Here is a 12,608-nt window from a genome sequence, read left to right on the forward strand (position 1 = left end):
CAGGGTTATTTATGCCTTGCGTGAGAGAGGTTTTGACGATGCAAAAATTAGAGCAATTGATTGATAAAAACTTTGCTGAAACAGCTCATGGTAAGGTTGCAAACTATATTCCGATATTAGGAATTGTTGATCCGCAGCAACTGGGCATTGCCATTTATGACGTTGACGAGGATGAAATTGGGACCGCTGGAATGGCTGGAACGAGATTTGCGATCGAGAGTATTGCGAAGGTCGTCGCCTTAATATTAGCGATTAAGAGATTAGGACATAAACGTGTCTTAGCAGAACTGGAAAATGGTTCAGCAGATTATAGCCTAAGTTCGGTACTATTGGATGACGAGTTGACCGAGCAAGCACACCGAGTAAATTACCTTAATAATTCCTCCGCCTTGTTAACGACAGCCTTAATTGACCAGTTGATGGGGCAGAATAGTTTTAATGCCCTTCTCGGGTTCTGCCGTGAGATCTGCAATGACCCATGCATTAGCCTGAATGAGCGTTTATTTCGGTCAGCAATTATGAATGATAAAGACCTTCATGCACTGGCTTACTATATGAAAGATAAGGATATTTTAGAGACTGTTGATCAAACATTGATAACTTATTTTATGCAAAGCTCAATGATGGTGACGTCGCAAAGTCTGGCTAACTTAGGAGCAGTCTTGGCAAATGATGGAATTAAACCTTGGGATCATGAGCGTCTTATTAGTCATGAAGATAACGAGTTGGTAAAAGAATTGCTAACAACAGTTGGTTCGTTTGAAGAATCCAAAGAATACACAATTAAAATTGAACTCCCTATTAAAAGTGGTACTGGCGGTGGCTTATTGGCTTGTGCCCCGCAAAAATGTGGTATTGGTGTTTTTAGTCCAGCTCTTGATCAACATGGCAATAGTTTAGCAGGAATGAGTTTATTGCAAGACGTTGTCGATCAATTAGATTTAGTAGTTTAATAAAAGCGAGACCCGAAGAAAATTCTTCAAGTCTCGCTTTTATTAATGTAATTTTTCTTGGAATTTCTGTAAGTTGTCAGGAGTTGGAGTTAAGTTAGTCCATTCAGGTGAAAGGAACTTACTATTGATTTGATAATGTGGTTGCGGTTGCTTGTTAGAAATAAAACTATTAGTAGCTTTATCAACTTTTACCCAACCAGCCCAACCGATATGGATGGTATCTTCCATAAATCCAGGCTTATCACCATCATGAGAAAGATCCAAAATATGATTGAATCCTTGTTGACGAAGTTGGAATTTAATTTTTTCAACAGATTGGTAATACATGTTCATATCCATCCCCGTGTACTTTTCCCACTTTGAATTAACCGGTGGGATGATAAAGAGGACATTTGAATTGGTATTCTTAAACTGATTCAAAACTACTTCCAGATCGCCATATTCTGGTGACTTAGTATAATTGAAATTCCGTTGTGATCCCTTTGTTTTCGCTAAGTTTTTCTTCACACGCTGGGTATAGAAGCTGTTTTTAATACCAAAACGGTTGTTATTAGTATCACGTGCGGCTTCGTTCATTGCATCATCATAAAGTTCATTGTAATTGTAACGCGGAGGAAGTTTCTTAACGTTTGGGAGGATATGCTTGCCATAGTTGTTATTCAATTGAAAACCAGAGAAAATGGCATCTTCATGAACCAGCATGTTAAGCCGGAAGCGGATAATTCCCATGTCGAAACTGCTCAGGGCTTTTCCTTCTGCAATCTTTTTGGCATATGAAGAAACAGTCCCATCTTTTCCAAGCATTGCAATTAATCGTGTTGCAATGTAGCGATCGTATGGTGATTTAGGATTAGCGTGTTGAAGCCAGTTAAGGTTAGCGAGTTCACCATTGTAGTACTTGAAAGCTGGTGGTTGAACACCCTGCTTGGTAAACCATTGTGGTGAAATGATATAGACTGCCTTATTATTTCTCATCTGCGTTTCCATTGAATTAATGTTAAAGAATTGCGGAAGAGATTGGGTACCCCGTGAACCAAAAAGGAAAGGGGTATAGTTATGATAACGAGCAGCCATTACAGAAGGATGGAAGCGATCCATTCGCCGTAATTCACTAGAACCAAAGAATGGAACATAGTGGGTATGCTTATCACTGAGCGCTTGTTGTTTGATTGATTGATTCTTAAAAACAACGGGGCTTAGTGATACTGCAGCTTTATGTTCAATCGCCGCTGAGTGCTTTTTACTAATCGGCAGTGAAAACAAAAGAACTACTAATAGACAAGCGACAATCAGCGGGCCAAAGATTGACCACAGCTTTTTGCCATTATGCATTTTGGAGCTCCTTTACCCGTTCTTCAATCTTTTCAATAGTATCCCATTGGCTACGGTCAAATTCTGAAACCGGTACTTGAACGCCAAAAGCATCTTGTAAACCAAGCAGAAGGCTAACAGTTGCCATTGAATCTAAAAGACCACTTTCAAAAAGATTTTGACTTGCATCACTAAAGTCTGCAGTGTCCCGACCAGTTGCATCAGCTAAAATATTAATGATTTGTTCTTGCATAATTAAAATCCTCCTAAAATTATTTGAATAGATAAGTATCTAAGAACCCACTGAAGATTAAGAAAGTAAACATTACAAAGTTAAATGTGACAAAAATAGCAACTCCAGTAGTGAACTTATTATGCGGTAGCTGTTTTAAGTTTTTACGCTTGAAACGCAGCCACCAGTCATTGACTACTAGGCCCAGACCTTGGAGAAAACCATAGAGAATATAGTACCAGGTAATTCCATGCCAAAAGCCCATTAGTAACATATTAAGCATATATGCGGTTGATGACAAGGCATTTCGATTCTTAAACCATCGTTTTTTGGTGGCAAGAAAGACGAACCGCATAAAGATATAATCACGGAACCAGAAAGAAAGGCTGATGTGCCAACGATTCCAGAACTCTTTAAGGTTTTTCGATTTGAACGGTTGCTTAAAGTTCATTGGGGTGCGTACACCCATAAAGTAACTAATAGCAACTGCAAACAATGAATAACCAGCAAAGTCAAAGAATAAGTAAAGTCCGTAAGTGTACATGACACCGACTAAGTTCCAAGAAGGGAATGATGGATCAGCCAAGGCCGCTTTTTCGAAGAAGGGGTAAAAACGCTGACCAAAGAAATAACCGATGACAAACTTGTACAAGAACCCAAGGAATAAGTAGAAGATTCCCGTATTAACAAGATTTAAATATTCCTCTCTAGTCGGGACCTTTTTATAATCTTTTTCAAAACGCCGATAACGATCAATTGGTCCAGAAGTAATGGTTGGCATGAAGAGAATGAAACGAATGAACTTCCATGGGGAAATCTCTTTGATCATTCCGTCACGCGTTTCAATTACTGTTCCGACTGCCCGGAAAGTTAAATAACTAATTCCCAAGAACCCAAGGAGGGAGTTATGACCAACCATTGCTGGTGAAAGCTTAACAATTACAATCGGCAAAATTGATAGGGCGGCAGTAAAGTAAAAAACGCCACTCGAATTATTATTTTGCCGGTAGCGATGATAAGCCATCACAATAATTGTCTGGTAAATAACATAAGCAATTAATGAAATTCCTTGTTGCCAGCTTGAACCATCGAACATTAAGAAGATAAAAATGAAACTAATTAATGCTTCATACCAGCTAAACCTCTTCCCAAAGTAAAGGCCGATTCCCAACGGCAAAATAGCAAGAAGTAAGTAGAAGAAGTATACCGGGGTTCCATAAGCACTGAAATTAGGAAGGTTTGAAATCCAATCAATCATTACTTGTTAGCCTCAGCAATCATTTGTTTAACTGCAATCTTGCCATTTGCAGACATTGGGAATGATTCACGGTAAATGAATTGGGTAGGCATCATATATGGCATGATTAAACCATTTAGGCTTTCACGAATCTGTTTTGTTAATCCCGCCTCATCGTCTGTCGCTTCAGTTGGAATAACATAAGCAATCAGGTGCGTAACTTTGCCGTCTTTATTATATTTTGGAACCGCAACTGCTTGTTTGATTAAAGGACTTTTTTCAAGAGAGGCACGAACTTCATCAAGTTCAATCCGGTAACCATGTAATTTAATTTGGAAATCCATGCGGCCTTTGTGGTGAAGTAAGCCATCACTATCAAGGGTTCCTGCATCCCCTGTCCGGTAAGCAGGCACACCATCAATCTTAAAGAATGACTTGGCTGTTTTTTCTGGATTATTCATGTAGCCCCGTGCCACACTATTACCACTGATTACAATCTCACCTTGTTCACCAGGAGTAGTGATTTCTTGATTGCCATTCCAAATGGATAATTTGACCCCTGGCTTAGCATAACCAACTGGTAAGCGGTCATTATTTTCAATGATTTCCGGTGTAATTTCGATTCCTGATACGGCGACTGTTGTTTCAGTCGGGCCGTAAGTATTGAAGATTTTAGCATCTGGGAACCGTTGATGGAGACCTTTAGCAGTCTTTACTGTTAATTCTTCCCCACAGAAGAGGAAGGTCTTTAAACTTGGCATTTTTTGTTGGTTAAATGCCGGACTAAGCATTAACATATCAGCAAAGGATGGCGTCCCTACAAATACCTCCAGATCAAGGGTTGGTAAGGCAGTAAACATCTGACCGAAATTCTCAACAACTTCGTGAGGAAGCGCCTTGATTGTCCCACCGTTAAGTAATGCCGGTAACCAGTACATATTTGAAAGATCAAATGAGTATGGTGGTTGACCTAAGAAATTAGCATGTTCTTTAATTTGAAACTCGTCACTTAACATCCAGTCAACAAAGGTCATAAAATTATCGTGACTAACTTCAACCCCTTTTGGTGAACCAGTAGTTCCAGATGTAAAGAGGACATAAGCTAGTTCGTCACCATTAATCATTGCTGAAGTATCAAAAGTTTGTGGTGTTGCTAAAATCTTTTCAAGTTGTTGATGATCGACAATTGGGGCATCAAACTGAAGATCATTACTTGGAAAATCATTAACAGCAATAATCATCGCCGGTTTAGCAGTATCTAGGATTGATTGCATCCGTGGAATTGCTGAATCGTTGGACACGGGAATATAAGTATGTCCAGCTTTTAGTGCTGCTAAAAAGCTAATAATCATTTCAACTTGATGATCACCATATACAAGAATCGGACTACGATCAGGCAAAGATTGAGTACTAAGCCACGCCGCTAAAGTATCAACCGCTGAGCTTAAGTCCGCATAAGTGGTCGTTTTGCCCATTTCATCATATGCGATCCGCGTTGAGTTGTCTTTGGCGATTTGCTCAAAGACGGTAATAATATTCTTACTCATATATTATCTATTTCCTCCGCATTAGAATTCGTTGTAGATAAATGGCTCTTGGCCTGCTCCATAATAACCATAAAGATAGATTAATAAAAGAAGCACTACAAAGTAAAATAATGTTTTTAAGATGAATCGTAATGCAGGATGGCGTTGAATAATCTGAGCCATAGTTCTCCTTCTCTCATCTTTGTAAATTTGTAATTGGCATTCATATCAAGAATACCATTAATTATGTATCTCGGCTAATAGGGTGAGTTACTTTCACCTTACTATAAAATCCTTAAGAAAAAATTAATGAAATATTCAAAAATAAGAATGCTTATTGCCTTAAAATTATAACTTTTTCTGAGCTAATTGTAACTAGAAAAACATAAACTTTATTTATAATTTTATATAACAGGACAATGATGAACTAATGTAACAATAATTGCAAGAAGCGCTCATTTTCGATAAGATTAAGCGGTAGATAATAGTGAGAATTAAGGAGACGAACGCTCGATGATTAAGGGAATTGGAATTGATATAACCGAGATTGAACGAGTTAAGAAAGCTGCGACAGCGCATTCTCAATTCATCCAGCATGTATTGACACCGCCTGAATTAGAACAGTATAGTCAATTTAGTGGTCAGCGATCAGTAGAATATCTTGCTGGTCGGTGGTCATTAAAAGAATCTTTTGCTAAAGCATATGGAACGGGGATTGGTGCTAAACTAGGCTTTCATGATATTGAAATCATTGATAACCAATATGGGGCGCCGATTGTGACTAAATCGCCGTATAATGGTAATGCTCATGCTTCAGTGAGTCATACTGCTACCTTAGTAATGACAGAAGTAATTTTAGAAAGTGAGAATAAATAAATGGTTAATGGACGTTTGCGAGATACATCATTAATAGTTAACTTAGATGCATTACGTCATAATATTCAAGAACAGAAAAAAGTGTTGCCGGAAAATAGTAAAATCCTTGCCGTTGTAAAAGCAAATGCTTATGGCAATGGATTGATTCCAATTGCCCAAACAGCAATGACCAGTGGCGCAAGTGGTTTATGCGTGGCAATATTAGATGAAGCGTTAGAATTACGGGATAATGGTATTGAAGCGATGACGCTTGTTCTTGGGATTACACCAGTTGAAGATGCGTTGATTGCTGCTCAAGCCGGAGTTTCTTTAACAGTCGGTTCCTTAGATTGGCTTGAACAATATCATCGGCTAGCACAAGTTGCCAAGCCTAAGAAACCATTAAAGGTTCATCTTGGGATTGATTCAGGAATGGGACGAATTGGTTTTACAGCGGTAGATACATTTAAGCAAGCTGTTAAGTTGCTTGATAATCCTGAATTTGAATTTGAGGGGATGTTCACCCATTTTGCAACTGCTGATAGTCCTGATGAAAATTACTTTAATCAGCAAGTCCAACGTTGGCATAAATTTGTTGCTAGTCTTGACGAATTGCCACCATATGTTCATATGGCAAATTCGGCGACTGGTTTATGGCATCGGGAGACAATCACGGCTAATACAGTTAGAATGGGTATTTCAATGTATGGACAAAACCCATCTGGACGTGACTTAAAATTGACGCTTGACTTACAGCCTGTTAGTTCATTAGTTTCATCAATTTCTTTTGTTAAGCAATTAAAAGCTGGGAGATCTGTCAGCTATGGTGCTACTTATACGGCGGAGCAAGATGAATGGTTAGCCACCTTGCCCATTGGTTATGCTGATGGCTATCCACGGTGTATGACTGGTTATAAAGTATTAGTTGACGGTCAATTTTGTGATATTGCAGGACGAGTATGTATGGATCAAATGATGATTCGCCTTCCTAAGTATTACCCAGTCGGCACTCCAGTAGTATTGATGGGCAAGTCCGGCGATCAAGAAATTACAGCAACTGATTTAGCTGAACAGGCCGGAACTATTAACTATGAAATCCTAACTAATATTAGTAATCGGGTTCATCGCATTTATCGCCAAAGTAAATAATTAAGGGAAGCGAAGGTAATGACAAAACGAAAAGTAAAACGGGGTGACATCTATTACGCTGACTTATCCCCGGTAATTGGATCGGAACAGGGTGGCGTTCGTCCAGTCCTGATTCTTCAAAATGACGTGGGAAATCATTATAGTCCAACAGTAATCATTGCTGCGATTACTGCCCAAATGCAAAAAAAGAAGATGCCTACTCATGTCCAATTAAAAGGTAAGTCGTTACCTTTAACTCATGATTCGGTCATTTTGTTGGAGCAATTACGAACGATTGATAAACAACGATTGAAAGACCGAATTGCTCATTTGTCGCCAGAAACAATGGCAAAGGTGGATAAAGCATTAACAATTAGTGTAGGGTTAAATGCTGCCTATGATGAAAATAAATGAGTTTGACAATTTGCGTTAGAACTCTTATACTCACTATTAAATTAACCACGGTTCTTTTAATGTAGCCCAGAGAGACTACAAAAGACAAAATAATATAAGCATAGTGGGCACAAAAACTATGCTTCCTCTTTTGTAAAGCTCTAGGACCATTAAAGGGACTAGAGCTTTTTTAAGTCTAAGGAGGACATCTTGTGAAAGAGCAAAAGGGGACAACAATTTTTAGTATTCCAATGAAGAACAGAAAGACTAATACTTGGGATATGTTTGCAACGTGGGTCGGCGCAAATGCCAATAATGGAACATGGTTTGTCGGCGGGGTTCTCGCCGCTTGTGGATTTGCGGTTGCTATGAAGGTTTTAGTACTGTCATCCGCCTTATCATATGTATTTTTAAGTTTAGTTGGTTATATTGGTTATAAGACCGGGGTATCAACGATGACTTTAAGTCGAGCTTCATTTGGTGAACGGGGCAGTTATCTCCCATCATTAGTTAATATTACCCAATTTATTGGTTGGACAGCAGTTAATACTTTTATCGCGGCCCAATCAGTAAGTATTCTTTTCCATGACTTGTTAGGATGGCCTGTGTGGGGACAGCATGGTGGCTATTTAGGGTTAATAGTCGGGATTATTATCATGAGCGTGCTCCACATTATTAGTGTTTCTAGTGGATCACGTTCAGTTCAAATGATTGAACGCTTAGGAATAATCCTTGTTCTTGTGTTCGTCATTTGGGAGTCAGTAGCTGTTTTTCGCACTGTTTCCTTTAGTCAAATTGTAAATTGGCATGTTCCCGCGCAATCAAAAATGGCAGTCGGTGCGGCGGTCGATTATGTAGCAGCTTTTAATTTAGCCTGGGTAACTGCCGGTGCTGATTTCACCCGCTTTACTGCTAAAGAAAAGAATGCAACTTTGACGCCGTTCCTTGGTGCTTTACTAGGGGTTGTATGGTTTGCTTTCATCGGCCTAATTTCAACAATTAGTATTGCAATTTCAAGTGGGGTATATAACGCAAATAACTCTGATCCGTCAACGATTGCTAGTAAGTTAGGCTTGGGGGTAGTTGCCCTCCTTGTTATTATTTTAACGTCAATGACGGCTAATGCTGTTAACTTATTAGCGGCAGGGTCAGCTCTTTCAAATATCTTTACAAAACTCAAATTAAAGTATTCATTATGGATCGTAGTATTGCTTGCGACAGTTGTGACCTTTATTCCGATGTTTGTCGGTAGTTTCCTGAGTGCTTTTGAATCGTTCCTTGACTATGTGGGGATGGTATTAGGACCTACGATTGCTATTATTTGTACGGATTTTTATTTCCGCGCTCATCGGCAATACGATGTTGCTGAATTAGGTAAAGTTGGTGGAAAATATTGGTATCGGGGAGGCGTCAACTGGGTAGCAATTATTGTCTTTGCTATTGGGGTTGCCTTCTTCTTAGGCGTTCATCAGTTGCCAATCTTCGTAAATACGATTGGGGCCACATTTATTGATATGTGTTTGAGTGGTATCCTATATTATGGAATTATGTTGCTGGTTGACCGAAAGGAAGATGAATTATGCTATTAAAAAATGTCCATGTTGATAATCATGAAGAAGTAGTCGATGTTCGAATTCTTAATGGAAAATTTAGTGAGATTAAAGCTAACTTAACACCCCATGACGGGGAAAAAGTTATTGACGGTAAAGAAAATTTACTTTTACCACCATTTGTTGATTCTCATGTTCACTTAGACGCTACGCTTACTGCTGGTCAGCCAGAATGGAATGAAACTGGGACTTTATTTGATGGGATCCGGATTTGGAGTGAACGGAAACAAGATTTAACGAAGGAAGATGTTAAATCGCGTGCGAAAAAGACATTACTAAATATGGTTGGTCATGGAATTCAACACGTCCGAAGCCATGTTGATGTGACCGATCCCCATTTAATTGCCGCCCGTGCTCTCCTTGAACTGCGTGAAGAATTAAAAGACCAAATCGACTTGCAGTTGGTTGCTTTTCCACAAGAAGGTATTCTCAGCTATCCTCATGGCCGTGAATTAATGGAGCAGGCGGTTAAGGAAGGATTAGATGTTGTTGGTGGCATTCCCCATTTTGAATTTACAACTGAATATGGTTGGCAATCTGTCCATTTCTTAATGGCCCTCGCAGATAAATATGATCGTTTAGTGGATGTTCACTGTGATGAAATTGATGATCCTGCTTCGCGTAACCTTGAAGTTTTAGCGACTGAAGCCTATGAACGAGGGATGAAGGACCGGGTTACGGCAAGTCATACGACAGCGATGGGATCATATAATGATGCTTATACTTATAAATTATTCCGTCTATTAAAGATGAGTGGTATTAACTTTGTATCTAATCCATTAGTTAATGTTCACCTTGGCGGCCGCTTCGATACTTATCCAAAGCGTCGCGGCGTTACCCGGATTAAGGAATTAACAGAAGCGGGGATTAATGTGTCCTTTGGGGAGGATGATATCCAAGATCCGTGGAATCCGCTCGGTGATGGTAATATGTTAGATGCAGTTACGATGGGTGTTTATATTGCTCACTTAATGGGTTACCACCAACTGCAAGATGCCTTTAATTACGTAACTTATAACGGTGCGAAGACATTGCATATTAGTGATGATTATGGAATTGAAGTAGGAAAACCGGCAAACTGTATCTTATTAAATGCCCATGACTTCTATAATGCCCTTAATAAGCATGTTGAAGTTCTTTATAATATTCGTCATGGGAAGGTCCTTGCCGAGACGAAACCAGCTGAAACCAAAGTTAATATCAAACAAAATTAAAAAAAACTCATAATAGTTATTGACAAGTTAGGGAATGACCGGTATGTTATATCCAACGATTAAATTTAGATTAGAAAAGCGCTGAAGGAAATAACGATTTGAAATTGGTGACAGAGAATTAGCGGGTGGTGTGAGCTGATCGAGATTTCTAATTGTTAATCGTTCCTGAGTTACCGGCTGAAACCAAGTAAGCTGAGGTTGGCTGCCATCCATTATTTTGGCCACAAATGATTGTTTGTGAATGAGAGGATTGACTACGAGTTGATCAAAGTAGGATGGTACCGCGCAGAAGCGTTCTTACAATTGCGATAAAGCAATGTAAGGACGCTTTTTTCTTTCTAAATTTTAAGAAAATATTTTGTCTTGGAGGTAATTATTATGACTGAATTAAACGCACGACAGGAAGAATTTGCTAGGGCTCTTTTTGAAGCTTATGACACTAATACGCCGTTAAACGAGGAAGAATGGAAAGATGTTGTTACTGATGATGAAACCGCATATGCAGTTCAAGATGCGGTAGTAAAGTTAAAAGGAAAGCCAACTGCAGGCTATAAAGTTTCGTTAACTAGTAAAGAAACTCAAGACATGTTTGATGCTGATTCACCATTGTACGGACAACAAGTTGCTGAACGATTCCTCCAGTCACCAGCGGATGTTGACTTGCAGATGTTAAACGAACCGTTATTAGAGGTTGAATTAACCTTCCGCGCAAAAGAAGACTTGCATCCTAGTGATACATTAGAAGATTTATTTCATAAGGTAACTGTTGCGGGTGCCTTAGAATTACCTGATGCACGTTTTGTCGACTGGTTTCCAGATTTAGGAAAATATAATGTAATGGCTGATTGTGCTGTTGGTGGTCTTGTTGTATATGGTGAAGAACATGATGCAGATAGTGTATTTGAAAACGTTGAGGATGCTGCTAATGTTCATGCTGTTTTATTCAAAGATGGTGAGAAATTAAAAGAAGGGGTATCATCAGAAGTTTTGGGCAATCCCTTTAAGTCTCTTCAATGGTTAGTACAAAAATTAGCTGAACAAGGAAAAGCATTTACCAAGGGCCAAATGGTATCATCCGGAACATTTGTCTTACCACCTAAGCTCACTGCTGGTAAGTGGGAAGTTGAGTTCGATAGTGGTTTAGGAAACGTTTTGGTTAATGCAAAATAAGTGTTGAAAGCAGGTGGGAAAATTGGGTGAGGAATCGCCAACGGAAATTAATATTTTGAGAATTAAAAGGGGCTGGGAGAAAACTTTTGTTTTCTCTCAGCCTCAATCGCTTTTATAAACAATAGTAAGATAACGTGAAAAATAACCACAAGACTCAATTCTAAGTACGAACGATAATCAGCCCGTGCCGTGCTAATCATCGTTCTAGCTTAGCCAACCGCCTTGTCGAGAGGGTTATTTCCCACTCTCTTTAATTTAATAGCTTTGGTGCAAGTCTTCAATTTCCGAAACTTCCAACCCTTTTTTCTCAAGTCGTTTAACAATTCGTTCCATCTTTTCTTTAGTAACATCAGCAGGCAAGGTGTATAAGACCCGTTTCATTGTTTCATCTTTTGGATCGAGTGAAATGACATTTACGATCTGACAAAAACGAGTAATTTCTTTGGCAGCAGTTACCAGAGCGCCCCGTTCGTCAGGGGTGATAACAGTTAAAACATAACTCCCATTATTCACGTTCCAGCCAGCAGCTAACATTCGCAAAAGACTATTATGAGTTAATATCCCATAAAATTGGTTGTCCTTATCGAGGACTGCAATATATGGAAGATCACGGATAGCAAAGAAGATGGAAAAGAAAGCCGCGTTAATTGAGATGAATTTTGTGGCATTCTTTAATAATGCAGTTACTGGTAAATGCATATCCCCTTGTCGTGCTTTGTGCCGGTAAAGATGCATTTTATAAATGTTTCCCCGAAAAATTTTCCCCGACTTATCCAAAACCGGTACACACCGATAGCCGGTATCCTCCAAGACAGTCAGTGCCTCATCCAATGTTGCTGTTTCTGGAAGAGTTGTTAAGGTTGATTTTGGTTTGATTAATGAATTGAAAATCATAATTAACATCCTTTTTATCGATTAAATGCACTCATTATAATAACACAGTTCTATCAAAAGGATTAGAAAAAGATTAGAAACTTTA

At 39.0% G+C, this 12,608-nt stretch carries 13 protein-coding genes; 7 read left to right on the forward strand and 6 right to left on the reverse strand.

Annotated elements, in window-relative coordinates; all coding sequences use genetic code 11:
- Positions 1-11: 11 nt before the first annotated feature.
- Positions 12-953 (forward strand): glutaminase, encoded by a 942-nt coding sequence (locus H5S10_RS06560; protein WP_182586946.1) that lies wholly within the window; start codon positions 12-14, stop codon positions 951-953.
- A 42-nt stretch (positions 954-995) separates the two neighbouring features.
- On the opposite strand, the gene dltD is transcribed toward H5S10_RS06560, so the two are convergent.
- The 5 genes from dltD to dltX are packed head-to-tail and all read right to left on the reverse strand — an operon-like array spanning position 996 to position 5,442.
- A complete protein-coding gene (gene dltD, locus H5S10_RS06565; protein ID WP_182589117.1) occupies positions 996-2,285 on the reverse strand; it encodes a D-alanyl-lipoteichoic acid biosynthesis protein DltD in 1,290 nt (429 codons plus the stop codon).
- Positions 2,278-2,517, reverse strand: coding sequence for a D-alanine--poly(phosphoribitol) ligase subunit DltC (dltC, locus tag H5S10_RS06570; protein ID WP_003665624.1), 240 nt, complete (start codon positions 2,515-2,517; stop codon positions 2,278-2,280). Before dltC ends, dltD begins: the two co-directional genes overlap by 8 nt.
- Before the next feature lie 19 nt (positions 2,518-2,536).
- A complete protein-coding gene (dltB, locus tag H5S10_RS06575; protein WP_003671258.1) occupies positions 2,537-3,754 on the reverse strand; it encodes a D-alanyl-lipoteichoic acid biosynthesis protein DltB in 1,218 nt (405 codons plus the stop codon).
- Complete coding sequence (dltA, locus tag H5S10_RS06580) at positions 3,754-5,280, reverse strand: D-alanine--poly(phosphoribitol) ligase subunit DltA (RefSeq protein ID WP_182589118.1); 1,527 nt, start codon at positions 5,278-5,280, stop codon at positions 3,754-3,756. The genes dltB and dltA overlap by 1 nt, the downstream gene beginning before the upstream one ends.
- A gap of 21 nt (positions 5,281-5,301) precedes the next feature.
- Positions 5,302-5,442 (reverse strand): teichoic acid D-Ala incorporation-associated protein DltX, encoded by a 141-nt coding sequence (gene dltX, locus H5S10_RS06585; RefSeq protein WP_003665629.1) that lies wholly within the window; start codon positions 5,440-5,442, stop codon positions 5,302-5,304.
- Between the two features lie 330 nt (positions 5,443-5,772).
- Between dltX and acpS the strand changes: the two genes are divergently transcribed.
- From acpS to H5S10_RS06615, 6 genes are all read left to right on the forward strand, one after another.
- On the forward strand, positions 5,773-6,135 hold the full coding sequence (gene acpS, locus H5S10_RS06590) for a holo-ACP synthase (RefSeq protein ID WP_003665630.1): 363 nt from the start codon (positions 5,773-5,775) through the stop codon (positions 6,133-6,135).
- Positions 6,136-7,263: an alanine racemase gene (alr, locus tag H5S10_RS06595; protein WP_182586942.1), complete on the forward strand. Its 1,128-nt coding sequence runs from the start codon at positions 6,136-6,138 to the stop codon at positions 7,261-7,263.
- Between the two features lie 18 nt (positions 7,264-7,281).
- Entirely contained in the window at positions 7,282-7,656 is a 375-nt protein-coding gene (locus tag H5S10_RS06600) for a type II toxin-antitoxin system PemK/MazF family toxin (protein ID WP_003667249.1), read from the forward strand.
- A 191-nt stretch (positions 7,657-7,847) separates the two neighbouring features.
- On the forward strand, positions 7,848-9,224 hold the full coding sequence (locus H5S10_RS06605; protein ID WP_182589119.1) for a cytosine permease: 1,377 nt from the start codon (positions 7,848-7,850) through the stop codon (positions 9,222-9,224).
- Positions 9,215-10,459 carry a cytosine deaminase gene (codA, locus tag H5S10_RS06610; RefSeq protein ID WP_182589120.1) on the forward strand — a complete coding sequence of 415 codons (1,245 nt, stop codon included), beginning with the start codon at positions 9,215-9,217 and terminating at the stop codon, positions 10,457-10,459. The genes H5S10_RS06605 and codA overlap by 10 nt, the downstream gene beginning before the upstream one ends.
- A gap of 378 nt (positions 10,460-10,837) precedes the next feature.
- Entirely contained in the window at positions 10,838-11,629 is a 792-nt protein-coding gene (locus H5S10_RS06615; protein ID WP_182589121.1) for a 2-keto-4-pentenoate hydratase, read from the forward strand.
- A gap of 255 nt (positions 11,630-11,884) precedes the next feature.
- Here H5S10_RS06615 and cbpA read toward each other — a convergent pair whose 3' ends face one another.
- On the reverse strand, positions 11,885-12,523 hold the full coding sequence (gene cbpA / locus H5S10_RS06620; protein WP_182586939.1) for a cyclic di-AMP binding protein CbpA: 639 nt from the start codon (positions 12,521-12,523) through the stop codon (positions 11,885-11,887).
- Positions 12,524-12,608: the final 85 nt, after the last annotated feature.

This window comes from Limosilactobacillus balticus (genome assembly GCF_014145615.1).
GTDB lineage: Bacteria > Bacillota > Bacilli > Lactobacillales > Lactobacillaceae > Limosilactobacillus > Limosilactobacillus balticus.

Excerpts from the sequence above, each read along its gene's own strand:
- H5S10_RS06560 (WP_182586946.1), top strand. The coding sequence starts at position 12 with ATGCCTTGCGTGAGAGAGGTTTTGACGATGCAAAAATTAGAGCAATTG.
- dltD (WP_182589117.1), bottom strand. The coding sequence starts at position 2,285 with ATGCATAATGGCAAAAAGCTGTGGTCAATCTTTGGCCCGCTGATTGTC.
- dltC (WP_003665624.1), bottom strand. The coding sequence starts at position 2,517 with ATGCAAGAACAAATCATTAATATTTTAGCTGATGCAACTGGTCGGGAC.
- dltB (WP_003671258.1), bottom strand. The coding sequence starts at position 3,754 with ATGATTGATTGGATTTCAAACCTTCCTAATTTCAGTGCTTATGGAACC.
- dltA (WP_182589118.1), bottom strand. The coding sequence starts at position 5,280 with ATGAGTAAGAATATTATTACCGTCTTTGAGCAAATCGCCAAAGACAAC.
- dltX (WP_003665629.1), bottom strand. The coding sequence starts at position 5,442 with ATGGCTCAGATTATTCAACGCCATCCTGCATTACGATTCATCTTAAAA.
- acpS (WP_003665630.1), top strand. The coding sequence starts at position 5,773 with ATGATTAAGGGAATTGGAATTGATATAACCGAGATTGAACGAGTTAAG.
- alr (WP_182586942.1), top strand. The coding sequence starts at position 6,136 with ATGGTTAATGGACGTTTGCGAGATACATCATTAATAGTTAACTTAGAT.
- H5S10_RS06600 (WP_003667249.1), top strand. The coding sequence starts at position 7,282 with ATGACAAAACGAAAAGTAAAACGGGGTGACATCTATTACGCTGACTTA.
- codA (WP_182589120.1), top strand. The coding sequence starts at position 9,215 with ATGCTATTAAAAAATGTCCATGTTGATAATCATGAAGAAGTAGTCGAT.
- H5S10_RS06615 (WP_182589121.1), top strand. The coding sequence starts at position 10,838 with ATGACTGAATTAAACGCACGACAGGAAGAATTTGCTAGGGCTCTTTTT.
- cbpA (WP_182586939.1), bottom strand. The coding sequence starts at position 12,523 with ATGATTTTCAATTCATTAATCAAACCAAAATCAACCTTAACAACTCTT.